The 23,686-nt window shown below is 39.9% G+C and carries 28 protein-coding genes and 2 tRNA genes; 19 read left to right on the top strand and 11 right to left on the bottom strand.

From position 1 onward, the window contains the following. Positions 1-12: 12 nt before the first annotated feature. The 3 genes from FA584_RS05220 to FA584_RS05210 all read left to right on the top strand — a co-directional run bounded on the left by FA584_RS05220 (position 13) and on the right by FA584_RS05210 (position 3,327). Positions 13-675: a uracil-DNA glycosylase gene (locus FA584_RS05220; RefSeq protein ID WP_167750432.1), complete on the top strand. Its 663-nt coding sequence runs from the start codon at positions 13-15 to the stop codon at positions 673-675. Then, complete coding sequence (locus FA584_RS05215; protein WP_167750431.1) at positions 672-2,018, top strand: type 1 periplasmic-binding domain-containing protein; 1,347 nt, start codon at positions 672-674, stop codon at positions 2,016-2,018. Before FA584_RS05220 ends, FA584_RS05215 begins: the two co-directional genes overlap by 4 nt. Before the next feature lie 133 nt (positions 2,019-2,151). Beyond that, positions 2,152-3,327 (top strand): MFS transporter, encoded by a 1,176-nt coding sequence (locus FA584_RS05210; RefSeq protein ID WP_167750430.1) that lies wholly within the window; start codon positions 2,152-2,154, stop codon positions 3,325-3,327. Here the strand turns inward: FA584_RS05210 and FA584_RS05205 are convergent. Then, complete coding sequence (locus FA584_RS05205) at positions 3,324-3,698, bottom strand: YbgC/FadM family acyl-CoA thioesterase (RefSeq protein WP_087438392.1); 375 nt, start codon at positions 3,696-3,698, stop codon at positions 3,324-3,326. The two genes, FA584_RS05210 and FA584_RS05205, sit on opposite strands and share 4 nt — an antisense overlap. Before the next feature lie 25 nt (positions 3,699-3,723). Then, positions 3,724-4,251 carry a peptide deformylase gene (gene def, locus FA584_RS05200; RefSeq protein ID WP_167750429.1) on the bottom strand — a complete coding sequence of 176 codons (528 nt, stop codon included), beginning with the start codon at positions 4,249-4,251 and terminating at the stop codon, positions 3,724-3,726. A gap of 143 nt (positions 4,252-4,394) precedes the next feature. On the opposite strand from def, the gene FA584_RS05195 reads away from it, so the two are divergent. The 4 genes from FA584_RS05195 (at position 4,395) to FA584_RS05180 (ending at position 6,518) form a co-directional block, all read left to right on the top strand. Continuing rightward, positions 4,395-4,787, top strand: coding sequence for a thioredoxin fold domain-containing protein (locus FA584_RS05195; RefSeq protein ID WP_096046418.1), 393 nt, complete (start codon positions 4,395-4,397; stop codon positions 4,785-4,787). 63 nt (positions 4,788-4,850) lie between these two features. Continuing rightward, positions 4,851-5,162, top strand: a complete 312-nt coding sequence (locus FA584_RS05190; RefSeq protein WP_167750428.1) for a DUF6172 family protein — start codon at positions 4,851-4,853, stop codon at positions 5,160-5,162. 64 nt (positions 5,163-5,226) lie between these two features. Further along, positions 5,227-5,667 (top strand): methyltransferase family protein, encoded by a 441-nt coding sequence (locus FA584_RS05185; RefSeq protein WP_167750427.1) that lies wholly within the window; start codon positions 5,227-5,229, stop codon positions 5,665-5,667. 62 nt (positions 5,668-5,729) lie between these two features. Continuing rightward, positions 5,730-6,518 carry a methyltransferase domain-containing protein gene (locus FA584_RS05180; protein ID WP_167750426.1) on the top strand — a complete coding sequence of 263 codons (789 nt, stop codon included), beginning with the start codon at positions 5,730-5,732 and terminating at the stop codon, positions 6,516-6,518. Positions 6,519-6,541: 23 nt separating this feature from the next. On the opposite strand, the gene FA584_RS05175 is transcribed toward FA584_RS05180, so the two are convergent. Both FA584_RS05175 and ercA read right to left on the bottom strand, forming a co-directional pair. Then, entirely contained in the window at positions 6,542-8,305 is a 1,764-nt protein-coding gene (locus tag FA584_RS05175; protein ID WP_167750425.1) for a putative bifunctional diguanylate cyclase/phosphodiesterase, read from the bottom strand. Then, the gene (ercA, locus tag FA584_RS05170) at positions 8,295-9,446 is read right to left on the bottom strand and encodes an alcohol dehydrogenase-like regulatory protein ErcA (protein WP_167750424.1); all 1,152 of its coding nucleotides are present in this window, start codon (positions 9,444-9,446) and stop codon (positions 8,295-8,297) included. Before ercA ends, FA584_RS05175 begins: the two co-directional genes overlap by 11 nt. Positions 9,447-9,687: 241 nt before the next feature. Between ercA and FA584_RS05165 the strand changes: the two genes are divergently transcribed. Continuing rightward, the gene (locus FA584_RS05165) at positions 9,688-10,425 is read left to right on the top strand and encodes an HAD family hydrolase (protein WP_167750423.1); all 738 of its coding nucleotides are present in this window, start codon (positions 9,688-9,690) and stop codon (positions 10,423-10,425) included. Between the two features lie 23 nt (positions 10,426-10,448). On the opposite strand, the gene FA584_RS05160 is transcribed toward FA584_RS05165, so the two are convergent. Together FA584_RS05160 and FA584_RS05155 are read right to left on the bottom strand one after the other, a co-directional pair. Beyond that, a complete protein-coding gene (locus FA584_RS05160; RefSeq protein ID WP_167750422.1) occupies positions 10,449-10,919 on the bottom strand; it encodes a hypothetical protein in 471 nt (156 codons plus the stop codon). Between the two features lie 232 nt (positions 10,920-11,151). Further along, on the bottom strand, positions 11,152-12,036 hold the full coding sequence (locus FA584_RS05155) for a 3'-5' exonuclease (RefSeq protein WP_167750421.1): 885 nt from the start codon (positions 12,034-12,036) through the stop codon (positions 11,152-11,154). Between the two features lie 266 nt (positions 12,037-12,302). On the opposite strand from FA584_RS05155, the gene FA584_RS05150 reads away from it, so the two are divergent. From FA584_RS05150 to FA584_RS05135, 4 genes are read left to right on the top strand one after another with little or no spacing between them, the layout of a single operon-like run. Then, positions 12,303-13,382: an ABC transporter permease gene (locus FA584_RS05150; protein ID WP_228448144.1), complete on the top strand. Its 1,080-nt coding sequence runs from the start codon at positions 12,303-12,305 to the stop codon at positions 13,380-13,382. Next, on the top strand, positions 13,379-14,005 hold the full coding sequence (locus FA584_RS05145; protein WP_228448142.1) for an ABC transporter ATP-binding protein: 627 nt from the start codon (positions 13,379-13,381) through the stop codon (positions 14,003-14,005). Before FA584_RS05150 ends, FA584_RS05145 begins: the two co-directional genes overlap by 4 nt. Further along, positions 13,989-15,566, top strand: coding sequence for a heme-copper oxidase family protein (locus FA584_RS05140; RefSeq protein ID WP_167750419.1), 1,578 nt, complete (start codon positions 13,989-13,991; stop codon positions 15,564-15,566). The genes FA584_RS05145 and FA584_RS05140 overlap by 17 nt, the downstream gene beginning before the upstream one ends. Beyond that, positions 15,559-15,915, top strand: coding sequence for a hypothetical protein (locus FA584_RS05135; RefSeq protein WP_167750418.1), 357 nt, complete (start codon positions 15,559-15,561; stop codon positions 15,913-15,915). Before FA584_RS05140 ends, FA584_RS05135 begins: the two co-directional genes overlap by 8 nt. Here FA584_RS05135 and FA584_RS05130 read toward each other — a convergent pair. Both FA584_RS05130 and FA584_RS05125 read right to left on the bottom strand, forming a co-directional pair. Next, positions 15,878-16,342, bottom strand: a complete 465-nt coding sequence (locus tag FA584_RS05130) for a transposase family protein (protein WP_084613060.1) — start codon at positions 16,340-16,342, stop codon at positions 15,878-15,880. The genes FA584_RS05135 and FA584_RS05130 overlap by 38 nt on opposite strands. After that, the gene (locus FA584_RS05125; RefSeq protein WP_025343414.1) at positions 16,264-16,725 is read right to left on the bottom strand and encodes a transposase family protein; all 462 of its coding nucleotides are present in this window, start codon (positions 16,723-16,725) and stop codon (positions 16,264-16,266) included. Before FA584_RS05125 ends, FA584_RS05130 begins: the two co-directional genes overlap by 79 nt. Before the next feature lie 46 nt (positions 16,726-16,771). On the opposite strand from FA584_RS05125, the gene FA584_RS05120 reads away from it, so the two are divergent. Genes FA584_RS05120 through FA584_RS05105 form a run of 4 tightly spaced genes read left to right on the top strand, consistent with a single transcriptional unit; the run spans position 16,772 to position 19,451 of the window. Continuing rightward, positions 16,772-17,479, top strand: a complete 708-nt coding sequence (locus FA584_RS05120) for a hypothetical protein (protein WP_167750417.1) — start codon at positions 16,772-16,774, stop codon at positions 17,477-17,479. Then, entirely contained in the window at positions 17,469-18,008 is a 540-nt protein-coding gene (locus FA584_RS05115) for a YceI family protein (protein WP_167750416.1), read from the top strand. The genes FA584_RS05120 and FA584_RS05115 overlap by 11 nt, the downstream gene beginning before the upstream one ends. 11 nt (positions 18,009-18,019) lie before the next feature. Beyond that, positions 18,020-18,784, top strand: coding sequence for a metallophosphoesterase (locus FA584_RS05110; RefSeq protein ID WP_191342084.1), 765 nt, complete (start codon positions 18,020-18,022; stop codon positions 18,782-18,784). Then, positions 18,771-19,451 (top strand): HAMP domain-containing protein, encoded by a 681-nt coding sequence (locus FA584_RS05105; RefSeq protein ID WP_167750414.1) that lies wholly within the window; start codon positions 18,771-18,773, stop codon positions 19,449-19,451. Before FA584_RS05110 ends, FA584_RS05105 begins: the two co-directional genes overlap by 14 nt. Here the strand turns inward: FA584_RS05105 and FA584_RS05100 are convergent. The 3 genes from FA584_RS05100 to FA584_RS05090 are packed head-to-tail and all read right to left on the bottom strand — an operon-like array spanning position 19,442 to position 22,706. Beyond that, the gene (locus tag FA584_RS05100; protein WP_167750413.1) at positions 19,442-19,939 is read right to left on the bottom strand and encodes an META domain-containing protein; all 498 of its coding nucleotides are present in this window, start codon (positions 19,937-19,939) and stop codon (positions 19,442-19,444) included. The two genes, FA584_RS05105 and FA584_RS05100, sit on opposite strands and share 10 nt — an antisense overlap. A 33-nt stretch (positions 19,940-19,972) precedes the next feature. Next, a complete protein-coding gene (locus FA584_RS05095; protein WP_167750412.1) occupies positions 19,973-21,661 on the bottom strand; it encodes a monovalent cation:proton antiporter-2 (CPA2) family protein in 1,689 nt (562 codons plus the stop codon). Between the two features lie 22 nt (positions 21,662-21,683). Next, complete coding sequence (locus FA584_RS05090; RefSeq protein WP_096046399.1) at positions 21,684-22,706, bottom strand: bifunctional 3,4-dihydroxy-2-butanone 4-phosphate synthase/GTP cyclohydrolase II; 1,023 nt, start codon at positions 22,704-22,706, stop codon at positions 21,684-21,686. Between the two features lie 168 nt (positions 22,707-22,874). On the opposite strand from FA584_RS05090, the gene FA584_RS05085 reads away from it, so the two are divergent. From FA584_RS05085 to FA584_RS05075, 3 genes are all read left to right on the top strand, one after another. After that, positions 22,875-22,950 (top strand) — tRNA-Met (locus FA584_RS05085). 18 nt (positions 22,951-22,968) lie between these two features. After that, positions 22,969-23,043, top strand: a tRNA-Gln gene (locus tag FA584_RS05080). Positions 23,044-23,319: 276 nt separating this feature from the next. Beyond that, positions 23,320-23,679 carry a hypothetical protein gene (locus FA584_RS05075; RefSeq protein ID WP_167750411.1) on the top strand — a complete coding sequence of 120 codons (360 nt, stop codon included), beginning with the start codon at positions 23,320-23,322 and terminating at the stop codon, positions 23,677-23,679. Positions 23,680-23,686 lie beyond the last annotated feature (7 nt).

Raw genomic sequence — 23,686 nt, 5'->3', positions numbered from 1 at the left:
TACCATATAAGAATGACTCACATTGAAAAGATACGACTTTTAAAACTTTTATACCAGTACAGAGCTCTTGGATTTGAATTCTTCCAAGAGTATCGACCGCTCTCGTTGAGCACACAACCTGCCCTGTCACAGAATTTAGAAGAGTTAAAAAGTAGTGTCGCAGGATGTCATCTTTGTGCACTTGCAAAGAGTCGTAAAAATGTCATTTTTGGTGCAGGTAATCTGAAAGCTAAAGTGATGTTTATAGGCGATAACCCAGGCGTTAGCGAAGATGAAACAGGAATGCTCTTTACGGGTAAAAGCGGCGAATTGCTCGCAAACATGATCGAAAAAGTTCTTTTGATCCCCAAAGAAGATGTCTATGTCACCACGATTTTGAAGTGTAAAACACCCGATAATCGTGTTCCAACACCTGAAGAAGTTGCTTGTTGCAAACCGCATGTAATGCAACAGATTCAAACCATTCGACCACAAATTATTGTTGCACTTGGATCGACCAGTTTTCATCATCTCACAGGAGAGTATGATACACCCATTGATAAAATACGTGGCACCGTGCTCAATTTTGGTGAAGCCAAATTGATTCCAACGTTCCACCCAAGTTTTTTACTGCGAAACCCCAGCGCTAAAAAAGAGGTTTTTGCAGATATGCTAAAAATAAGGAGCATGTTATGAGATTTTGGTTGACATTATCCCTCAGTTTATTCATCTTTGCAGGCTGTACAACCCAAGCCCCAGAGCCTTACACACCCAGTACCTACAATGTATCAACGAGTATGAAAAAAGCTCCTAATCAAAAAAATACTTCAACGTATCCGGGCTCTGAAAAACCGCTTGCCAAAGCAACAACCCCCTCTAGCAATTTAAAAAATACCGAGACACAGTCCTCTTCAGCCCCTGTGACGATTGACAATACGATTACATCAACCACAATTGCGATGGCGACACCGACACCGAGTACAACCGTTGAACAACCAAAACAGCCTATAAGCACAGAAGAAGCAACCTCCTCTTCACAAGAAACAGATACCTCTGTATCAACCTTAGTACCTGTTCCTGCCGCCTCTATGCCAAAGCCGCTGAATGATGACAGCACTATCATCAAAATTGCTGTTTTAGTCCCTCAGAAAACCATTAAAAAATATGCTATTACTTCAGTGAACTCCGTCATTGCATATTTATTGTATAAAAACTACTATTTTGATCTCAATGTTTTCAATACAGGGGATGAAAGAGAAGATTCAATTGCTAAAGCACTCTCTGACATTAAAGCAGGTGGATACCACTACATCATTGCTCCTGTAACAGCAGATGGTGCACAAATCATTGCGAACAATGTACAAGATACCCTTGTCTTTATTCCTACACTCAATCGCTCCAATGTACGAAGTGCTGGCTCTAATATCATCTTTGGTGGTATCGATTATGACCAACAAATCGCCCTCTTGGCAACAAAAGCAAATGATCGTGTTGGAACATTTGAGGATGGAAGTAGCCTAAGCTATCAACTCAATGGACTCATTAAGAAAAACAGCAATCATGTCTTTTATGAGAAGCGCGTCGAAAATTCTAAAATGAACTATAAACAACTCTTTAAAGGGAATAGCTCTTTAAATAACGCATCACTTTATCTCAATACACCATTGGTTACATCCAGCCTCATCGCTTCACAGCTTCGTGCCAATGGTATTAATCCATACATGTTACTCTCAACACAGATCAACTATAACCCTTTACTGCTTTCTCTAACACAGTATGAAGATCGTGACCAAATGTATATTGCCAACTCCATCCAAAAAGCACCTCCTTCACTTGAAGAGATCAATGCTTTATTTGGACATGACATTGTTTATGATTGGGTCAACTACTCAACCTCTGTTGGAGCCGATTATCTCTGCCAACAATTCTTTGATGGAAAGATATCACGAACCTTTAAAGAGAATATCTCTGGTAACCAAGTGGTATACAACACCTCATTGTACCAACCCGGTCGCAATGAGTTCATCCGAGCAAATTAGACGTTAGTGAAGAAGCTGTTACACAATAAAGTAGCAGCTTCTCATTAAAAGTTATACAGGAAATCCTTCTTTTTTAAAGTGTAGTATCTACCGTTTTTTATATAAAATTCGCCATTAAATTTGGAACACTGTAATGGAAAACATCAATAAAAACATTATCGCGTTAGGTGTGAACAGTTTTTTTACTGATTTTGCAATTGAGATGATCCTTCCTCTCTTACCGCTTTTTTTGGAACGATTTTTACATACTACAAAATCTAATATTGGCATGATCGAAGGATTTGCAGAACTTGGCGTTGCTCTTTTGATTGCTATTTCAGGATTTTTATCCGACAAATTAGGGCATCGAAAAATGCTCACAATCGTAGGGTATGGATTTTCAAATCTTATTAAGCCTTTAGCCTATTTTGCCAGTAGCGCACTGATGGTTGGTATTGTCCGTGTGGGCGATCGTTTTGGTAAAGGGGTCAGAAGCGCACCAAGAGATGCCTTAATTTCGGCATTTTCACCAGCGCAAAGAAGTGGTTTTATCTTTGGTTTTCATAAAATGATGGATAGTGCTGGTGCCATTGCAGGATCATTATCCGCATTCTTATTTTTGCATTTCTATGGAGAGAGTGAAACAACATTTAGACTTGTATTTGCACTTAGTTTTGTTCCTGGTATGTTGGCTCTGCTGATTTTGATTGTGTTTGTATCGGATGTCAGGACTCCGCCGATTCCTTTTCGCTCATTTAGACCTTTTTCGCTTTCAAAACAATTTTATACGCTAGTTATCTTTCAAGTAGCGTTTAGCCTTATCGCTATGAATTACTCGTTTATGGTCTTAAAATCAGGCGATAATGGGCTTGCCCTCATGATGATACCTTTGGCATATACGCTTTATAATTTCGCACAGTCTCTCTTTGCAATTCCCATTGGAAAACTGGCGGATCGCGTAGGTAAACCCATGATGCTGAGTTTCATGTATGCCTCTTTTGGATTGTCCTCATGGTTTATGACATGGCAAAGTCCCATAGGTGCATGGATCGGATTTGGGTGTTATGGATTTTTTGCAGGCGGTTTTAATGCCTTAGCAAAAGCCATCATATCCGATACCACACCCAAAGAGCTTAAAGCTTCAGCATATGGTATTTATTATGGATGTGTGGGAACGGCAACCTTTATTTCTTTAACGATGGCTGGTTATATCTGGGATCATTACGATGCACAAACTCTTTTTCGCATCGTCACGCTTGGAGCTTTTGCCTTAGCATTTATTCTTTTTTATGCCAAAGGTATGTTGAGCGAAAAGGAACAACGACCTTAAAGTAAAAGGTCTCTAAAAAAGGCTTTTGTCTCATCATCAATTTTGCAGGGCTTCCCCTCTTTGACATACGCAAGTGTGGAAGTCATAGCAAAAAGTTTTACATCGTCTTTCCAGACTTCTTGCTTCAAAATCAATGAAGCGTTTTTAAGCTCAATCAGTTCATTTTTGACCTCAATAAGATCACCCAATTTGGCGGATTTTAAGAAATCTGCTTCAAGATGACGTACCACAAAATGCCCACCATTCACGGCAGGACTTCTTCCATGTTCATAAAAAAGATCACTACGGGAACGCTCACAAAATTTAAGGTAATTGGCATGATAAACCACACCGCCTGCGTCGGTATCATCATAGTAAATGCGTGTTTTCAAAATCCTACTCCTTCTGTTTTATAGTTTACTGTGCAAGGATACGTTGATACTCTTTTTCCATCACAATGTCATAGGTTGATTCTACTCTATCAATAAAGACTTTACCGATGAGATGGTCGTATTCATGCTGAAAGACACGTGCAACAAAGTCGCTGTAGATGACCTTGTGTTCATTTCCGTCTCTGTCGGTGTAAGCAACCTCGATTTCGCTGTAACGGGGCACTTGCGCCCTGATTCCTGGAAGACTAAGACACCCTTCCCAGTCTTTAAGCATCTTGTGGGAATGTGAGATAATTTTGGGATTGATCAGTGCGGTTGGCTCCATCTGAGGCGCAGAAGGGTAACGCTCACTCGGTTCAGAGGCAATAATCACAATCGCCAAAGAGCAATTCACTTGAAGAGCTGCAATACCCACCCCTTGGGAGTCTTTACATGTAACGATCATATCATCAATGAGTGTTTGAATCTGAGGGGAAGAGACATCCTCAACTCTTGCGGCCATATTTCGGATAACAGGAGAGCCTAATTGGTAAATTTCACGAATATTTGCCATGATTGTGTATTCCTTGGCATTAAAATAGCGTGTAATTTAACATATCAACACTTTAACTATACCTATTTCCCTAGTTCAATGTGCTTTTATCAAGCTTGTGTTAGAGTTTTGATTTTATTATCTTTCATTACAAAGGTTAAAACATGTACGCATTTCTTAGAGTATTGTGTGTCGTATTGTTCAGTATGGCAACACTGCATGCCAGTTTTTTAGAAGAAGAGAGTGCCAAAGCGATTAAAGAAAAAAAGCTTATTCTTGTCAATATTGTGAGTGAAAATTGCCCGTACTGCAAGCAAATGACGAAAGAGGTTTTCAATAATCCTACCTACCGTAACAAGATTGACCAGAAATATGTTTTGGTTGTTATTGATCAGATGGATCCTGCTTTGCCCGATGATTTGCATACCAAATATACCCCTGCCAATGCTATTCTCTCCCCCACTCGCCACACCATTCTTGAAGGGTACACAGGTTATATGGATCCTCCTGCCTTTATGGCCATTCTTGATGAAGCCTACAAAACAGAATTTAAATAAATTCGCGCTCAAAGGTGAAATGAAGTACAATGTCACACTTAAATAAAATCTAAAAGGCAAGCCTTGAAAAAGATATTTCACCTCCAAGTTGAGAATAAAAACAGTGACCGACTTGTAGATGCCATCAAACATGAAATTCGTAAATATATTAAACGTGAACGTGCGAAAAAAGCACCTGAGGGCTTCCATTTTTGGGACTTTGAGTGCCGTTTTGGTGAAACAAGCGAAAATGCAGAAGCCGTTCACCAAGCCGATCTTAGTGAAGAAATCGACAAAGCGCACAGTGCAAAATGGAGCGAGTGTTATGTCGAAATCATCGCTGTACCTGCTAAAAAACCTGCCACGCCTGCTAAAGTCGTAGAAGAGAAAAAATAATCTTTACATGTAAAGCCTCAATACCTAAAATTGGGGCTTTAAAATGTTTATGCAAAGAGTTAAAATGAAGAGCCAAACCTACTCTTACCTCTTAGTATCGTTACAATTCATTTTCATCGCAATCTTACTGATAGAACATGGCTTGCACATACCCAGTAACTTTGCTTTATTCATCTTTTTGCTAGGCTGTGGCTTTGGACTTTATACGGTAAGACACAACCCACTTGGCAATTTCAACATCACACCCGAAATCAAAGAAAACGCCTCACTCATTACCACAGGAGCCTACCGCTACATCAGGCATCCCATGTATTTTTCAGTCCTTTTGATGATGCTGGGGATTGTGGTGTCTCAGCCTGCAATTCTCAGTCTTTTTATCTATATGCTTTTAGTTGTAACGTTATTTTTGAAAGCACAAAAAGAGGAGATGTTGTGGATAAAGCAGTCTTGTGAGTATCAAAATTATAGGCAAAAGACAAAAAGAATTATTCCGTTTGTTTTATAGGTCTTGACATTAAAGTAAATTTCGTTATATTTTTAAATATATAATGATTTTAAGGATTTTTCATGAGCTCAAATATAGCACTTTGGAACTCTTTTTCAAAGCAATACCCCCAGCAAGACGATGCTTCCATCAACAAAGATGCTCATTATATTATTGAATGGATCGAGAGTCATGGAATCTCTTTTGAAAATTATTCGCTCTTAGACATTGGGTGCGGTACGGGTGCTTTTTCAATTCCTTTAGCACAGAAAAAGGCTCATATCACAGCACTTGATATCTCTTATGATATGCTCAAAATCGTCCATGACAAAAGTGTAGAATGCGATGTAGGTGCTTTCATTACCCTTCAACATGACAGCTGGAGTACCTTTTCACGTGCACAAACTTTTGACATTGTCCTTGCATCGATGACACCTGCGATCAGCTCTACCTATGACATTGACTGTATGCTTCAGGCAACAAAGTCTCTTGGTATCTTTGTGGGATGGAAAAGATATGAAAACAATACTTTACTTGATCTCTTACTCTTAGCCCATAACGCACCCGAACACTATTCCAATCGAAGTGTAGAAGTTAAAGAGTTTCTACACACTTTAGAAAAAGCCTCTATCGCGTACAATGTACACTATTTTCCAACAACATGGAAACGCGCTTATACCTATGAAGAGGCCAAGAACTATGCCTATAAACAACTCTTAAACCGCCAAATCTTTCCACAAGAAGAGAAAATAGACGCCATTTTACATGACATCATGGTAGACAATCGCATCGTCTCTGAAAATAAATCGATTAAAGGTGTGGTGCTCTTCTCAAAATGTGCTCTTTTAAAAGAATTTAGCCTTGTCTGTTAGAGGATTTTTTTACATGTAATGCGTTACGTATCTAAAAAGAGGCGTTCTATCTCTTTAGCAGGCATTGGTTTTCCAAAAAAATACCCTTGGAACAACGTACAGCCATTTTCTTCTAAAAAATTAAATTGTTCTTGATCCTCAACACCTTCGGCAATCACATCCAAGTCAAAGTTGTGCGCCATCTCTATAATGGTCTTGACAATCATCGCATCATTGTTGTCATTGCCAATGTCACGGACAAAGGATTGGTCGATTTTGAGTTCATCTAAGGGTAAGCGCTTCAAATAAGAAAGCGAAGAGTAGCCTGTACCAAAATCATCGAGTGAAAAGCCGATGCCAAGGGAACGGAGTGACTCTATCTTCACAATCGTTTCACTTACATTCTCGACAATTAAACTCTCGGTTAACTCCAATTTTACCTTCCCCGTCTCTACGCCACTTTTTGCAACAACCTCAGCAACCGTGTCGTAAAAAGAGGCCTCTTGAAACTGTTTGACGCTCACATTAATCGATACATGTAAATGTCGATCTGGATACATTTTTATCCATTGGCTAAGTTGTTCGCATGCTTTATTGAGCACCCAAATTCCCACAGGAATAATCAGCCCAGTCTCTTCCGCTAATGGAATAAACGCATTGGGAGGGACGAGCCCTTTTTGAGGATGATTCCACCGCACCAGTGCTTCAACACCCACTATTTCACCCTTTAAGTTGACTTGGGGTTGGTAAAAAAGCGTCAACTCATCTTGAGTAAGCGCAATTCTTAGTTCATGCTCCATCGTTGTTTTTTGCTCAATATTCTCTTGCATCACAGGGTCATAAAAACAGATACGATTCCGCCCTAGTTTTTTAGCTTGATACATGGCAATATCGGCTTGCTTTAGTAATGTCTCTTTACTTTTTGGTTTAGCGTTAAACAGCGCAATACCAATACTCGAAGAGCACGTATGTTCATAGCCTAAAAGATTGTAGGGCTCATTTAGGAGATATTTGATGCGTGTCGCAAACTTTTCAGCCTCCAAGGCTGCTTTGTCTTCTTCGGCATGAAGTCCTTCTAGTAAAATAATAAACTCATCACCGCTCATACGCGCTAACGTATCACCATCGCGAAGAACACTTTGAAGCCTACTTGCCACCTGAATTAAGAGTTCATCCCCAATGTGATGACCTTTGGTGTCATTTAACGCTTTAAAATTGTCAAGATCTATCATCAAAAGTGCACCTACTTTGTGATGCCGTTGGCTTTTAGCCAGAGCCATTGCCATACGATCATGAAGCAGCTGGCGATTGGGAAGGTGAGTTAGAGAGTCATAAAAAGCTAAGGTATGAATCTTAGACTCTGCATGCTTGCGCTCAGAAATATCTTTACCCAAAATGACATAATAATTTTGCGCACTAAAGTTGACATATTGCAGTACAAATTCCATGGGAACTGCGCCCGAAGAATTTTCAATGATCGTCTCAACGATAGAACAATGTTCACACTCTTGAGACAAAGCATTCAAAGCATCCATGACATGAGGAGGAAACCACTGCACAAGCTCACTTCCCATTAAACTCTCTTTGGATGCTTCAAAGGTTGAACAGACAATGGCATTAGTATCGATAATGCGTAAACTCTCTGCATCGACTAAAAAAATTAACTCGCGTGAACGATCCAAAAGACCATGAAAACGCTCCAGTTCTACGATTCTATCTTGAAGCTGTGGATAGTAGCTTTTACGAACAGAACTCTCCCCTAAGCCAATAATTTTAGTGCGTAAGTCGTCACTGTTCTCATAAGGCATGGATCAAAATCTCTTCAACATCATGCTGGCTTGGCATAATGGGATTGGTCACAATGCACGCATCTTGCAGTGCCATCGAAGCAAGATGGGGAATGATCTCTTTGGTAACACCTAGCGCACCTAAACGTTGTGTCAATCCGAGTGAGAGCTTAAACTCACGGATATCCTGTACGATTTCATCGCAATTAGGAGTACCTTTCATATCCTTATAGGAGGCAATCGTTTGATAGCGCTCTTTCGCATGAGGAAAATTATATGCCACCGCATGCTCCAGTAAAATAGCATTGCACAGCCCATGCGGTAAATCAAGCCATCCTCCTAAAGAGTGCGCTATCGCGTGGATCACACCCAGCGAAGCATTGGAAAAAGCAAGACCGGCAAGCAGACTTGCCATCATCACCGAAGCGCGCGCTTGTATATCAAAAGGCTGTTCAACGACACGGGGTAAATTTTTTGCTAAAAGCGAAATAGCTTCCAAAGCATATAAATCCGTAATCGCCGAGTTGGCATTGGAGACATACGCTTCAACAGCATGGGTCATCGCATCAAGTCCAGTGTTGATCGTGAGTTCTTTATCCATGCTCATCGTTGTTTCTGGGTCAATCAATGAAACATCCGGCACGATAGACTTACTAATAATCGCAATCTTCACATGCCGTTTAATATCGTTAATAATCGCAAATTGAGAAACATCCGCTGCCGTTCCTGCGGTTGTGGGAATACAAATAAGGGGAGGCAAAGGGTAGAGAATTTTATCGACACCTTCATACGCTAAAACGTCGCCCATATTGGCAACAACAATGCCAATACCTTTAGCGCAATCCATCGGACTTCCACCACCAATGGTCACAATACCATCGCATTTATGCTCACGGTAAAGCTTCACACCGGCTAAAACATTGGTATCTCTTGGATTGGGGACGACATCATCAAAGAGTATCGAGTAAATATTTTCCGCTTCCAATGCTTTCGTAACATCTTCAACCCAACCAGCGCGAATGACTCCAGGATCGGTAACGATTAAAACCTTTTTTATACCTAAATTTTTGGCATATTTTCCCGCCATTTTTCGAGCATCTACGCCAAACACAAACTCGGGAGCAACGCATTTTCGCAAGGATAGCTCAATATGTTTAATCATTCTTTTGATCCTCCCATAAAGGAACATTGCATTCATGCTAACACAACCAAACTTAAAGAAAAGCTCTACGTAATTTCACCAAACAACCCTTCGCTATCGACGCTTAAAACGTCACTAAAATCTTTACATGTAAACTGTTTTTTCATCTTGATGACGCTAAGATTTGACGTTTTCTTCATAAAAATATACAATGACTCTCAATGGGCAAAAATTTAACAATAAAAACGCCTCAAGGATTCTTATGTTTCATCAAAAAAAAGTCATCATCTTCGATATGGATGGCACGCTCATTGATTCGGTTGGCATCTGGAACGCTGTCGATAAAGAGCTTATAGCGCGTCTTGGCGGAGAGACTTTACCTGAAGAAAACATCCAACAACGACGCGATGAACTTTTACGCACGTTTAGCCATACCCAAGATGCGTACCTAGCATACTGCAACTTTTTAGCACAAACTTACAATGCCACCTTGTCCAAAGAAGAGATCCGCGCCATGCGCTATGCCATTGCTCAGCACTATCTCAAAAATGTCATCGACTTCAAACCAAATGCACATACGCTATTGCACTACCTTAAGGAGCAAGGCTATCAGCTCGTCATCGCCAGCACCACCAGTCAAAATAATCTAAATATCTACATTCATGAAAATAATGCCATGAGACAAAAAGTAGATTTTGAAAAAACATTTTCCCTGATCTTAGGGCGAGAAGTCGTGCGTAAAATAAAACCCCACCCTGAAGTGCACTACGTCATCATGCAAGAACTTAAAGCAGAACCTCATGAGTGCTTAGTTGTTGAGGACTCTTTGGTAGGAGTTGAAGCAGCACATAATGCAGGCATCGAAGTTATAACGATCTTCGATACATACGCAAAAAATGATGAAGCAGAACTGCGTAAACGCTCACTTGGGTATTTTGAAGATTTTGAGACGTTGCTTTTACATGTAAAGGAAGAGTTGGGAAAAAAGTTAAAAATTTAATCCTGACCCCTTTTTCTTCTTTCCTAACTTATTTGGTATGATTGAATGAAGCAATAAAATTTTAAACTTGAATAAGCAAATAAAGTAAAAGAAGCAAATACTAAAATCATGCTAATTATGTTAATACGCTTTCCGATAGTTTGAGATTTTCTATCATAAACTTTTATTTTACCTGTAAGCTTTTCAACAACTTTATAATTATAGAGCTGAGTAAAGTATGTTATACCATAAGATACTGCAGCACAAAATACTCCGATTACGTATAAAGCAAGATAAAGAGACAAATCTTTTGCTAGTGATATATTTTCATCCGCCATAAGTTTTGTTATAAATGTCAGCATTGCAATAGAAGCACCTGAATTTATTAGCATTGGAGCCCTCATAGCATTTTTACCACTTTCAAGTAATGCTTTAAAAGATTCAATATTTAAGTTGTAATAATATTTTTCTTGCTCTATTTTTAAACTATTATTCAAATCTTTATCTTCTGCCATTATGCCCCCTATAAGCGTATTAAAAAAATTATATCACACTATGAAAAAAAACTATAAGGTTAAAAATAATCAATGAAAATAAAGGGTCATTATTCAAAGTTTATCGAAAATAGCCTAGACATAAAAAAGAGTTGAGTTAATCTTTAAACTTTTTTTCCACTCCTTATTTTCAAAGTCTACCCCTTGCACCCTCTCAAATTTTTATAAACTCACTATTATTTTCATATAAACTCTACGGATACGACACTAAAACTTTCTCGATCGCCTCTTTGAGTTCTGCATTCAGGTTATCCATCTTAGTCACCATCCATACAAGATAGTTACGATCAAGCTCTAAAACTTCCTCGGGCGTTTTGCCTGCGTATTTACCGAAGCTGATGGTTAGAGTGACGTTCTCTTTTGTAGCATCTAGGGCGTGGAGTATAGAGGCTTTGACATCGGCGTCTAGTCCGTTGGCGTTTAGCATGTAGTGGAGGTCTTGGCGATCGGTTTTTGCAACATCGACAAACTTTTTGCCTTTGTTTTTTCCATAAGGAATGTAACTTAAGATGATAGGCTCGGAGCAGAGAAGAATCATTTTGGGTATGGAGTGTTCTTCACACAGGCGTTCAAAGAGGTGTTTGAGTACGATAACATCTCCCAGTGCGTCATGTGCCTTGATGGTAATGCTAAGCTTTTGAGCCAACTCCTCTTCTTCTTTGTAGAGTCCCCATTGGTAGCGTTTAAACTGTAAGCTAAATGAGCCCTCAAGCGGATAGTAGGCACGTAAAATGCGAAAGGTGTCGATGAGATTCATCTGTGAGCTAAAGCCCTCTTTGGCAAGCATACCAAGATCAAACGCAGCATTTTGAATGACGATGATGTTGATTGGTATGTTGAGTTCACACAGTCTTTTATAAGCTTTGGTTTGCACGCACGTTGGCTCACCTTCAACCATTTCAGGGGTAATGTGGTGAATCGCCATCGCTTCGAACGAGATCGGAAGGGGTGGTGTGCAAAGGTCGTTATGAATTTCCTCTATCTCAAACTCTTCATTCATCACTAAATAACTGAGCTGGCAGATGCGGTCTTTTTCAAGCATGCCTGTCGTTTCGGTATCTAATACAATAATCTTCATGGCGCACCTTCATCGTTATATGGGTTTCATTGTACGTCAAACTAGCTTTTAACTCTTTTACATGTAAGAGACTTTTTGCAAAAAGTCTAAGCACCAAAGGTGCAAGGGCTTTCTGCCGAAGAAAACACAGTGTTAACGTAGTTTTTAAAGCTTTACTTTTAAAACGTGTCAAGAGTTCTGCAAGAAGTCTTATATAAATTCATACTCAATTCATCTTATTCATCTAAAATTGTCATTAAATTATAACTCGTAAGGAAATTCTATTGATGTCACTTTTCGTTAAAGCGCTGAATCGCAACCGCTTTAAAACCTTTTTGATTTATACGAGCATCACCGTTGCGATCACGGCTATCTTTATGATAACCTCGATTTCACGGGGCATCATCGGCATGTACTCTACGATGCTTAAAACCGAAGGCGACATCATCGTCACGCAAGCCAAAATCGCCGATACCTTTTTCAGCGATGTGAACGCTTCGCTTAGCGATAAGATTCAAAACATTGCAGGCGTTAATGATGTGTATGCGATCATTCTAGGGGCAAGCCCTATCAACGAACTCCCTATCGCTGCGATTTACGGTGTGAGTGAAAATCGTTTTAAAACCTATGCGCTCACAGAAGGTGCTTACCCCAAAAAGGGCGAAGTCATTTTGGGTAAAAACATCAATGCACGCCTTCATTCACCCAAATCCGTCTCGATCTCCAACAAAACCTTCAACGTTTCAGGCATCTTTGAAAACGGTGTCGGCTTTGAAGATGGTGGAGCCGTCTTAAACCGTGAAGACGCCAGTGCCATCTTTAACAAAGAAGCGTCTATCTTACTGGTGAGCATCAATAAAGAGACAGATGTCGAAGAATTGATAGAGCATATCAACGCGCTAACCCCAGACATCGAAGCAAAAACCACACACGAGTTTGTGGACAATTACAATCAATTTAAGATCATCGAAACCTCCGCAAATGTTATCAGCGCAGTGGCATTTTTAATGGGATTGCTTGGCATTGCGAGCCTCATTAGCATCACGATCAATGAACGTCGCAGTGAATTTGGCATTTTAAGAGCCATTGGGAAGTCGTCTAATTTCATTATGACAATGGTCGTGGGTGAGACGTTTATTATCACTTGTGTTGGCTTCATCTCGGCACTTCTGCTTTCCAAAGTGCTTCTGTTTATGATCGCACACATCGAGAAATTTCAAGGCTATGTCAATGGTGAGCTAAGCCTAGAGACGATTTTAAGCGTCTTTGGCTTCTCGCTTTTTATGGCGCTTTTAGGCGCACTGTTGCCAGCATATAGTGCTTCAAAGATCGACCCGATCATCCTTATTCAAAGGGGTGCACTATGATTCTTCAAGCGGGTGGCATTACCCATTACTATAAAAATGATTTAGCGCTTGATAATGTCAATTTTGAGGCCAAAAAAGGTGAATTTATCGCCATTGTGGGGGAAAGTGGTAGTGGTAAATCGACGCTTCTTTCCATTCTCTCTTCTTTACTTCGTCCAAGCCATGGTGAGCTCTTTTTTGAAGGCAAGGCGTACACGCTTATTAAAGACATTGATGCGTTTCGTCAAAAAGAGGTGGGGTTTATCTTTCAGTTTCACTACCTCATCGGCTATTTAACGATTTTGGAAAACATCAAACTCGCCGCTATTCATAAAAAAAGCAGCTACATGGATACGCTCTTTAAACAATGTGGTATTGAAGCAATCAAAAATAAATACCCCGATGAGATTTCTGGCGGTCAACGCCAGCGTGCCGCCATCGTGCGAGCTCTTGTGAATACGCCCAAAATCATCTTTGCCGATGAACCCACAGGCAACCTAGACTCACGCAATTCACAGACAATCTATGAACTTTTTAAAACACTCTCCAAAAGTGGCACAACGATCATCATTGCGACACATGATCGCCATGTATCGGATTATGCAGACAAAATTATCGAGGTAAAAGATGGAAAAATTCTCTAGTTTTATACAAAAAGCCTTTGCCGTAAGCTCACTTTTTTTAGTGCTCGGTTTGGCATTTGGATTTGAGTATTCACTCAACCTATTGGGTTATTTTCTGCCCTCTTCCATCATTACGGCTCCCAATGCGAGAAGCGTGCATGTCTCGTTGATGCTCTATGGTTTTGTACCGTTGATGCTCTCCTTTTTGCCATTTGTTTTAATGGAAAAGGAGCATATTCACAGTGAAAAAGGGCTTGAAAAACTGAAAATCTACTTTACGCTTTGGTGTATTTTCTTAGTCTTTATGACGCTAAGTCTTTTGATGGGTGTGCATCGTGGACTGGTTTTTTACGACTTTGCCTATGAGCTTAACTTTATTCTCGCCTTTTCAGGACTTTTTTACATCTTAGCGCTGTATGACTACATCAAAGTCTACAAGGTCATACCGTTATGGATCAAAGTCTCTTTATACCTTGTCATCGCTTCTCCCATCGCCCTTTTAGTGTTGATGAATCCCATCATCGGACAAGTGGAAAAGACGATTCAAGGACCGCATGGTGATAACACGCTGGGGATGAGTTTTACACTGATTCCTATTTTTTACTTGCTGATTAAACTGCATGCCAAAGAGACGTTTGTCGCAAAATACCACGCTATGTGGATCATTCCTCTTGTGGGCTACATCGGCTCTGTCGCGCATCGCATTTTGATAGGCGAGCTTAGCTACAACCAAGAATGGTTTTTTCAGTACCTGACCTTTTGTTATGTTCCTCTCCTGCTCAAATGGCTTAAAGATGCCAACATCACCTTTAAAAACAACCCTTTCTTAGTCATTTCGATCTACTCCTTTTTGTTTGTGGATGTTGAGGGAAACATCTTGTTTATACCAACGCTTCGATGGTTGTTCCACCGCAATGACCTCATTGTTGCGCATGCGCACATCGCTATGGGTGTGGGAGTCTTCTTCATGGCAATGGCGGTGGTTTCACCCTATCTTAAAAAGCTCAACCAACGCTCTTTTGTGCTCTTTTACACACTGGGTTTTGCTCTTATGCTCATCGCTCTTTCCATGGCGGGTATGATGGAAGCAGGCTTTATTCAAGCAGATATTAGCCTTTTGTGGACAATCAGGATGCTCTGTGGACTGTTTATTATTTTGGTCACGACTGGTTTTTTCTACCCACAATTAGGACTAAGAATTGAAAAATTCGATGCTTTAAGACTGTATCATTTAACAGGTTTTCTCTCCGATGCACTGGGCGGTATCTTTTTGTTTATCTTTGCTGACACACTCTATCCACTTTTAGGCTTTGGTTTTGAGGGAAAGTATGAGTACGTCGTCTTTGCATTTATGACAACGACGGGGATTCTTCACCTTTTTGGATTAACGCAACCACCCTATGCGCACATGCTTGCCAAACTAAGTGCCTTTAACCGCATTGCTGTTTCTGCGATGTTTTTATCGCTTTACCTTTCCCATCAACTAGGCGTTGAAGCGATGCTGATCGCTGTTTACGACCTTGCATTTGCGTCCATTTATGTCATTTTTCAAGCAAAATTTGAAAGGAGTCTTTATGTTTAATGTCCTCTTTACACTCTTTGTTGCGAGTGAGTTTTGCTACTACTTACTTATCGCGCAAACGGGAATTATCGAAGTGTTTCACTCCAACATTCAAGCCTTCTTTACCCTTCCTTTAGGGGGTGTGCTGGGAAGTTTACTGGTGTACCGCTCGTTTGGTTGGCTCAATTCCGATCAAAAGAAGATCATCTTTTTTGTGGGGCTTCAAGCATTTTGTTCACTTTTTTACCCTTCGTTAAACCTTGTGGTTTTGGGAGCTCTTGGCGTTAGCCTTGGTATGAGCGCACCGTTACTTATTAGACATCTTGCAAAACTCATTTGTATTCCACAGCAAAACCACGGTCAAAGTTGATTAATCCACATATCAAATTAAAGCGTAGATTGAATCGTTTTCTTCTGTTTCTGTATTTTTGGGTGAGTATCTGAAATGTTTTGATTTTAGCATTCACATGTTCAACACATATTCTAGCACTTGCTTTTTGTCTGTTTTCCTCTTTTTGCTCCTCACTCAAAGGATGAAGTTTGGAGGCTTTATGGGGAATTTGACAATGGCTATGTTCTTTGGCAATACCCAGATATCCCAAATCAACATAAACACAGGTCTTGGGCATCAAGGGGAGATTAGATTCTTGAAACAGTCTAAAATCATGTGTCGTACCTTTAGCGGTATGCACACACATAATCCTCTCCTCTTTATCAATCACAATCTGTCCTTTAAGGGTATGACGCTTTTGCTTACCTGAGTAGTACTCTCTTTGCTTTTTTTGGGTCTTTGACAAGGCGTTTCTGTCGCATCAATGACAACAAAAGAGAGGGCAACATCACTTTTATAGAGTTCTCTCTTGCTTGGCAATGAAAATCTACCAGACTTAATCAACACTTCTTCTACTTCACATACAATCCTTGAAGCCGTTGATTCACTCACACCATAATCAAATCCAATATGTTCAAGGGTGCGATACTCACGATAATAGCCAAGCATCAAAAGTACTTTATTTTCTGGTGAAAGAGATCTCCTCCCTCCTACACCTAATCCTTTTTTACGATTCTCATCGTATTGCCTAAACACCTCTATCATTGCGTTAAATGTCTCTTCATTAACGCCAATATGGCGCTTAAAATCTTTGGGTTTATGCTTTTGCATTTGTTCATATTTTTTCATGCCTCTTGCCAAGCATTTTTAGTGCCTTTTATTTGAGTTTTGCAAGATGTCTATTAAATTTACCAAAGGTCGCTATACGGAAATCGCCATCGCCCTTGGTGTTACCTATGCCATTTCGACAGCACTTTTTACTTATGCACCACTTTTACGAGGCAATCTCGCCATTGCACTCTCTTTGGTTGCCTTTACATGTAGCTTTTTTATTCACCGTTTGCCAGAGCATAGGGTCGAGATTGAGTCGCAGAGTTTGAGTGTTTATGCGGTTTTATCGATGGCGATTTGGGCATTTTTAGATGCTAATCTTTTTGAAACGCTTTCACGCAGTCCTGACATGTCTATCTGGAGAGCCCAAACATGGCACATCATTTTGGTATTTCATTTAGTGGGAATGGGCGCAGCGTATCTGCTTCGTGATACCCTCAAAGAGCATCATTCGTTTATCATTGTCTCTTTGTTTGCCCTAAGTTACATGCTCTATGCCTCGCGCGAAGCGGTGCTTTTGAGCATGGTGTACCCTTTTGTGATTTCGTACTATAACTTTGTCATTCTCAAACGACTCTCAAAGTTAGGAAATTTACGGCTTTTAGGAATGATCATGGTCTTAACAGGCTGGATCGCAGGCGGTGGTGGGCTCCTTAGCGCACTTGGCGGCTACACCTATGTTGGCGTTATATTTATCTGCTTACTTTTGTGCGCAGAAATCTATAGCTTTATCTATCAAACTTCTCAAAAAAGGATTAACAATGTTCAATAAAATCGCGTTTTCACTGATAAGCGCTTCTCTACTTTGTGGTAGCATGTATGCTAAAGAGCTTAGTTTCAAAGAAGGCACTATTGGAGCACAAACGGAAATTTTAGGTGATAGCAATATCAACCCTAAAAGCTCTCAAGTTGTGGCAAAGCTCAGTATGGACGATGCCGTTGAGTCCCTCAAAGGCGATATTTCCCTCGATCTTTTAAATCTTAAAAGTGAAAATGATAAACGTGATGAACACATGTACGAAGCTTTACATGTAAAAGCACAACCAAGCACGACTTTCAAACTTAAAGAGGTCAAAAAAGAGGCGGATGGCTACCATCTTTTTGGAACACTCACCCTCAATAAACAGGTCAAAGAGATCGACACCAAAGCGGATATCGCCGATCAAAATGATCATTTAAATCTCAAAGGTGGCTTTAACATCAAAATGAGCGACTTTGGTATTGAGCCTCCAACCCTTCTCTTCTTAAGTGTGCGTGATGAAGTTGCCATCTCTTATGACCTTACGTTGGCAAAAAATTAAAAGATGCGATGATGTTTGAAAAAGCGTATGAAAAACTGAATTTTAAAAGTATGACGATTGGTATCGAAAAGCTGCCGCCTTCTTTTGAAAATTTTACAATGGTGCATCTGAGCGATTTACATGTAAACGCTAAAACACCGCTTCATGCGCTTGAAAACTTAGTTGCAAAAATCAATGCACTGAGTATCACAATGGTCGCTCTCACGGGCGATCTATTCGATACTTTTCCTTCTAAGATACGAGCGCATCTGGATATTTTAAAAAAGATCAAGCATCCTGTCTATTTTGTCAGTGGCAATCACGATCTTCTTTTTACATGTAAAGTCCTCTCCAAAGAGATTGAAGCACTGGGCTTTACCCGTTTAGACAATCGTGTTCTCACTTTTTGCAGAGGCGATGATCGCCTGCAATTTGTAGGTTTGAGCGATGCTTTTAGTCACTACTTTGGCATCAAACGCCATGAAAAAGAGCTTTTTACAAACCTCAATCCCGATGTACCTGCTATCTTATTGGCACATCAACCCAAAGATATTCGCTTGACTCAAAATGCCTCTATTGACTTACAACTGAGTGGTCATACGCACGGTGGACAGATTTATCCTTTTGGGTATATTGTTAGGCTTTTTCAGCCTTACCTGCAAGGCTTACATCGTTATGGCAAAACACAGATTTTTGTCACTACGGGGTATGGTAGTTGGGGATTGAACTTTCGCTTTCGCGTTCCTAGTGAAATTGTGATTATACGGCTTACCAAGGACGCACATGTTGAGCATTAAATTCAAATTGATTTTATGGTACCTTCTTATTCAAACCGTTGTTTTAGTCAGCTTTAACTATGCGCTTTTTATCAATGTTGAGCACAACCTAAGGGAAAATAACTCGGGTGTTATTCAGATACATGAAGCCATTGAACACTTTTTAAGAACACAGTGGTTATTGACGCCCTTTATTGTGATATTGTCAAGTTTTGGGGGCTATTTCTTAATGAGCAGGTATTTTAAACCGCTCAAAGAGATGCTGAAGAACATCCAGATGATAAGCGCAAAAGAGCTCTCTAAACGCATTAAAACACGCTGTAGTGATGATGAGATCAATCAGCTTGCCATTGCCTTTAATGCCATGCTAGAGCGCTTGGAAAACTCTTTTATAAGCATCAAAGAGTTCAATACCCAAACATCGCATGAACTGCGTACGCCTTTAACCATTATGCGAGGAGAAATTGAAATAGCATTGCGGAAAGTGCGCACATGCAATGAGTACCAAACAATTTTGTCCACACAACTTGAAGAGATTACAACGTTACAAAAGAAGATGGAAGCATTACTGTTTCTTGCAGAATATGATTTTATGAAAGCGAGTCATGTTTTAAAAAGCTTTCCATCGCACGAAAAAAACCTTTTAGATTTACAAAGAGCCTCCTGTTTACACGCTTCTCAAGGCTGATAAGACGCTTCAAATGTGGCGACAGTTTTATCCGCTTTTTGAAGAAGAAGGACACCTTCATCGATTTTATAATGATCGACTTTCTCTAATGCTTTTAAAAATTCAGATTCATCCGCTATTCGTGAACAGGCCATCATGGTTGAAGCAACACGTAAAAAATGTACGGTATGATCGCTTTCATTCAACTCATAGCTTCCTAGCAAAATATTGCATCCACCAAAACCTTGCAGACGATTGTCTTCTAATTTCAAAATGATATACGCCTCTCGTCCATTAGGATCTTCCATGACAGCTTTACCCTCAACACCAATCAACTTCCAATACACCTCTTGTACTCTTTGTACAGCCGTTGTTTCAGAAGCATTATCCGCACTCTTCGTTTGATTGGTTTCGGCGCTGATTGAGGGTGAATTGGGTGTCGATGGGGTACATCCAAGGATGATGATACTACTCATAAGTGTTGATAAAACAATAGATAAACGACTCATTTTTTCTCTTTCTCCTTTTACATGTAAAGTGACTTATGCTTTGGTAATCTCGCGGATAAGTTCGTACTCATTTTTACGTAATGACTCTAACAAAGTAGTGATTTCATCTGGTTGGACACCCAGTTGACTGAGTGCTTCTGAGCCCGTGCGAATGCTACTTTCTAACGTTTCAGCTATTACCCAACTGGCTCCTGCAAAAAGCATCTTGTCCATTGCTTTGATATCCAGTGCTCGTGCTAAAATCTTGATGTGCGGATAGTTATCTTTAATATGCTTAACGACTTTAATCGCATTAAGACTATGATCAATCGAGACAATGATCATTGAAGCTTGATCTAGCTTAATGGTATTGAGCAGTTTTAAGTCTGTAATGTCCCCAAAAAAAACTGGGAACCCTTCTTTACGACCAAGCGCTACTTCGTTGGCATTGATATCAAACACCATAAACGGAATGCCACTACTTTTAAGCATCTTGGCAATCACTTTGCCCGTGCTTCCATAACCCGCAACAACTACTTTTTGCTCCATACTCGCATTTTCAAAGTATGAAAACTGAGAAACCTTCGCTAGTTTGTTCGCTAACGAACACCCAAAGCTATACAGGACTGGAGTAAAAAGCATACTAATTGAAATGACACCAATGCCGACAACAAAAAGCTGGTCGTCAATAATCCCCAATGCCTTTGCCGCACCAAAGAGAACAAAGCCAAACTCACCGCTTTGATTGAGTAAAAAAGCTAGTTTAATCGCACCACTTTTCGTTGCTCCAAAAGCAAGCATCAACACAAAGATAATCAACGCTTTAAGCACTAAAATAACCACAATATGTTCGCTAAAAACCCAAGGGGCACTCATAATAGCTTTAAAATCGATTGACATACCCACCGCAATAAAGAAAAGGCTCATCAAAATACCTTTAAAAGGCTCAAGGCTCGATTCGATTTGAAAACTGTAACGTGAGGTAGAGAGAAACATACCCATTAAAAAAGCACCCAGTGCCATCGACAGCCCTGCATGATCCATCAAGTACGCTGAAAGGACAACACTCAGCAACGTAAGCAGTAAAAAAGCATCTTTATTACGCTGTTTAGCCACTTTATCCAGCGCTTTAGGAATGATATAGCGCCCAAAAACAATTAAAAGTCCAAACATAACAACCACGGTTGCTAAAGATTCAAACCATGAAACATTGGTTGTTTTTGGTTGCATTGAGAGCAAAGGAAGTACAGCTAAAAGAGGTACAACGGCTAAATCTTGAAGGAGGAGAATTGCAAAAGCGTTTTTGCCATGCTCTGTATTAACTTTACCTTTTTCTTGCAAAATCTGCATGACAAATGCTGTCGAAGATAGTGCCAAGGTAAAGCCTAACAGCATTGCTACACTCAAACGATCGACAAAAAAGCTCATGTAAAACCCAAGAATCACACCTGAAACGATGACTTGAAGCGAACCTAAACCAAAGACCTCTTTACGCATAGACCATAATTTGGCAGGCTGCATTTCAAGACCAATGATAAAAAGCAACATCACCACACCAAATTCCGTAAAATGGCGTAAATTTTCGACTTCACTGGTAACAATAGGTCCAGGGGTATGAGGCCCCACGATAATTCCCGCAATCAGCAAGCCTAAGATAGAACCAAGCCCCATATGTTTGGAGATGGTCACCATAATAGCCGTTACCGCTAAAAGTACTAGTGCTGAAAGAAGAAAAAAATCCATGGGACCCCTTTACATGTAAAGATTAAAGAACGATCTCTTGATTGATATTGAGCCCAAAACCTGACAAGCCAACATAATCTTTACGTGACGTAATCGAAATAAGATCAATATTTTCAATGCCCAATTTTTTAAGAATTTGCGCTCCAATACCAAACTCTCGAAGTTCTGGGTTGGTGGTGTATTCGCTATCGACAAAAATGAAAACACCATTGTTCTTTTTAAGATACTCAATCGCTTTTAAAATACCTTGGTATTTTTTTTCATTAGCAAAAAGCTCATTGTCTGGCAAAATATGGTGAAACTTCACTGCACTCGTCTTTCCAATTTCACCAAAAGCATAAACGATATGATGGTTTCCTTCATGATCAACCATATCAATTTTACGAGTTTGTGCCCCAAAAAACTGAGCATTGGACGAAAATACTTCTCGCACCAATGACTCTGATTGCATACGATACGCCACAATATCTGAAATGTAAACAATATTCATATCATGTTTTTTACAAAAAATATCTAGATCATCACGGCGTGCCATGTGACCATCTTCTTTCATCACTTCACAAATAACAGCAACTTCATAAAGACCTGCTAAACGGCACAGATCAACCGAACCCTCTGTATGCCCCGTACGAACCAGTGTTCCACCTTTACGCGCTATGAGTGGGAAGATATGACCTGGTTTAACAAGCTCGGAAGGTTGGCTGAGCGCATCCGCAAGAATTTTGATCGTAATGTCGCGCTCATACGCAGAAATTCCCGTCGTACACACACGAGCATCCACGGAAACCGTAAAGGCAGTTTCGTGCTGAGAGTCATTGTTCTTCACCATTGGATTAAGATTCAAACGATTAGCGATCTCTTCTGTAACAGGTGCACAGATCAAACCTTTGGCTTCCGAAGCCATAAAGTTGACTTTATCAGGAGTCGAAAATGTTGCTGCAAAAACAAGGTCACCCTCGTTTTCCCTATCTTCATCATCCACCATCATTACCATCTTGCCATGCTTGATATCTTCTATCGCTTGTTTGACTCTTTGTATCGGCATTTTCGCTCCAAAATTGATTTTAAATGATTATAGTAAATTACCCTTGACAAACAAATTAAAAATGACTATAATTTCACCTCAATTAACGACTTGGTTGAATATCGCCAAGCGCTAAGAGAAGCTGGTTTCATCCAGTTATCAGGGTTCGATTCCCTTTAGAGAAAATATCGCGGGATAGAGCAGTTGGTAGCTCGTCGGGCTCATAACCCGAAGGTCGCTGGTTCAAGTCCGGCTCCCGCAACCAGTTATTTCTAAATCTTCTTGGGGATTCGCCAAGCGGTAAGGCATCACGTTTTGGTCGTGACATTCACAGGTTCGAATCCTGTATCCCCATCCACCGTTCTTTCTAAAATCAAACTTCACAAACACTTTCAATATTCATAAAATCTTATCTATGAACTCTTTTGGGTTTAATGTTACCTATTCCTCAATTTTCACCACATTGTTATAATGTATTATATCTATCTATTTAAATAGTAAATTAAAAGATTGATACCAAAGTGCTATAATTCACCAATGGTTTTAGAATGAAACCAAATCTACTACGAAATCAGAAATATGAATGATCGTTTATTGAGTCAATGTCCAGAACTAAAGAAAAAAAGCGTTTTAGATGTTTCATAAAGAGAACAATACCCTTGATCTGCTAGGTCAATACTCACAAAAAAATGCTCAGTCTCAAAACAGTGAAGATGAACCCCAAAATAACATCTATAGAGAATTAGGACAATTTATAAGCAAAACGGATAAAAAAGAGAAAAATCACACCTTTGGTATCCCTAATTTTCTATGGTATTTAGCTATGATTGGTATGCTTGTTTACATACTGAGAGGAATGGATTTCAGCCAAATAAACAATGTATCTGATGCACTCTCAACGATTCAAAAAACCGTCAGTAGTGAATTATTAGAAATGCAACAAGAGACACAAAAAGCTATCGAAAATGCCAATACACACAAAGAACAAAAATAAAGGTATA

The sequence above is a fragment of the Sulfurospirillum diekertiae genome, from assembly GCF_011769985.2.
Classification (GTDB): domain Bacteria; phylum Campylobacterota; class Campylobacteria; order Campylobacterales; family Sulfurospirillaceae; genus Sulfurospirillum; species Sulfurospirillum diekertiae.
Note: the sequence above shows the minus strand (reverse complement) of the source record. Positions and strands in the feature narration are given on the sequence as shown.

Excerpts from the sequence above, each read along its gene's own strand:
- FA584_RS05220 (WP_167750432.1), top strand. The coding sequence starts at position 13 with ATGACTCACATTGAAAAGATACGACTTTTAAAACTTTTATACCAGTAC.
- FA584_RS05215 (WP_167750431.1), top strand. The coding sequence starts at position 672 with ATGAGATTTTGGTTGACATTATCCCTCAGTTTATTCATCTTTGCAGGC.
- FA584_RS05210 (WP_167750430.1), top strand. The coding sequence starts at position 2,152 with ATGGAAAACATCAATAAAAACATTATCGCGTTAGGTGTGAACAGTTTT.
- def (WP_167750429.1), bottom strand. The coding sequence starts at position 4,251 with ATGGCAAATATTCGTGAAATTTACCAATTAGGCTCTCCTGTTATCCGA.
- FA584_RS05195 (WP_096046418.1), top strand. The coding sequence starts at position 4,395 with ATGTACGCATTTCTTAGAGTATTGTGTGTCGTATTGTTCAGTATGGCA.
- FA584_RS05185 (WP_167750427.1), top strand. The coding sequence starts at position 5,227 with ATGAAGAGCCAAACCTACTCTTACCTCTTAGTATCGTTACAATTCATT.
- FA584_RS05180 (WP_167750426.1), top strand. The coding sequence starts at position 5,730 with ATGAGCTCAAATATAGCACTTTGGAACTCTTTTTCAAAGCAATACCCC.
- FA584_RS05175 (WP_167750425.1), bottom strand. The coding sequence starts at position 8,305 with ATGCCTTATGAGAACAGTGACGACTTACGCACTAAAATTATTGGCTTA.
- ercA (WP_167750424.1), bottom strand. The coding sequence starts at position 9,446 with ATGATTAAACATATTGAGCTATCCTTGCGAAAATGCGTTGCTCCCGAG.
- FA584_RS05165 (WP_167750423.1), top strand. The coding sequence starts at position 9,688 with ATGTTTCATCAAAAAAAAGTCATCATCTTCGATATGGATGGCACGCTC.
- FA584_RS05160 (WP_167750422.1), bottom strand. The coding sequence starts at position 10,919 with ATGGCAGAAGATAAAGATTTGAATAATAGTTTAAAAATAGAGCAAGAA.
- FA584_RS05155 (WP_167750421.1), bottom strand. The coding sequence starts at position 12,036 with ATGAAGATTATTGTATTAGATACCGAAACGACAGGCATGCTTGAAAAA.
- FA584_RS05150 (WP_228448144.1), top strand. The coding sequence starts at position 12,303 with ATGTCACTTTTCGTTAAAGCGCTGAATCGCAACCGCTTTAAAACCTTT.
- FA584_RS05145 (WP_228448142.1), top strand. The coding sequence starts at position 13,379 with ATGATTCTTCAAGCGGGTGGCATTACCCATTACTATAAAAATGATTTA.
- FA584_RS05140 (WP_167750419.1), top strand. The coding sequence starts at position 13,989 with ATGGAAAAATTCTCTAGTTTTATACAAAAAGCCTTTGCCGTAAGCTCA.
- FA584_RS05135 (WP_167750418.1), top strand. The coding sequence starts at position 15,559 with ATGTTTAATGTCCTCTTTACACTCTTTGTTGCGAGTGAGTTTTGCTAC.
- FA584_RS05125 (WP_025343414.1), bottom strand. The coding sequence starts at position 16,725 with ATGAAAAAATATGAACAAATGCAAAAGCATAAACCCAAAGATTTTAAG.
- FA584_RS05120 (WP_167750417.1), top strand. The coding sequence starts at position 16,772 with ATGTCTATTAAATTTACCAAAGGTCGCTATACGGAAATCGCCATCGCC.
- FA584_RS05115 (WP_167750416.1), top strand. The coding sequence starts at position 17,469 with ATGTTCAATAAAATCGCGTTTTCACTGATAAGCGCTTCTCTACTTTGT.
- FA584_RS05110 (WP_191342084.1), top strand. The coding sequence starts at position 18,020 with ATGTTTGAAAAAGCGTATGAAAAACTGAATTTTAAAAGTATGACGATT.
- FA584_RS05105 (WP_167750414.1), top strand. The coding sequence starts at position 18,771 with ATGTTGAGCATTAAATTCAAATTGATTTTATGGTACCTTCTTATTCAA.
- FA584_RS05100 (WP_167750413.1), bottom strand. The coding sequence starts at position 19,939 with ATGAGTCGTTTATCTATTGTTTTATCAACACTTATGAGTAGTATCATC.
- FA584_RS05095 (WP_167750412.1), bottom strand. The coding sequence starts at position 21,661 with ATGGATTTTTTTCTTCTTTCAGCACTAGTACTTTTAGCGGTAACGGCT.
- FA584_RS05090 (WP_096046399.1), bottom strand. The coding sequence starts at position 22,706 with ATGCCGATACAAAGAGTCAAACAAGCGATAGAAGATATCAAGCATGGC.
- FA584_RS05075 (WP_167750411.1), top strand. The coding sequence starts at position 23,320 with ATGTTTCATAAAGAGAACAATACCCTTGATCTGCTAGGTCAATACTCA.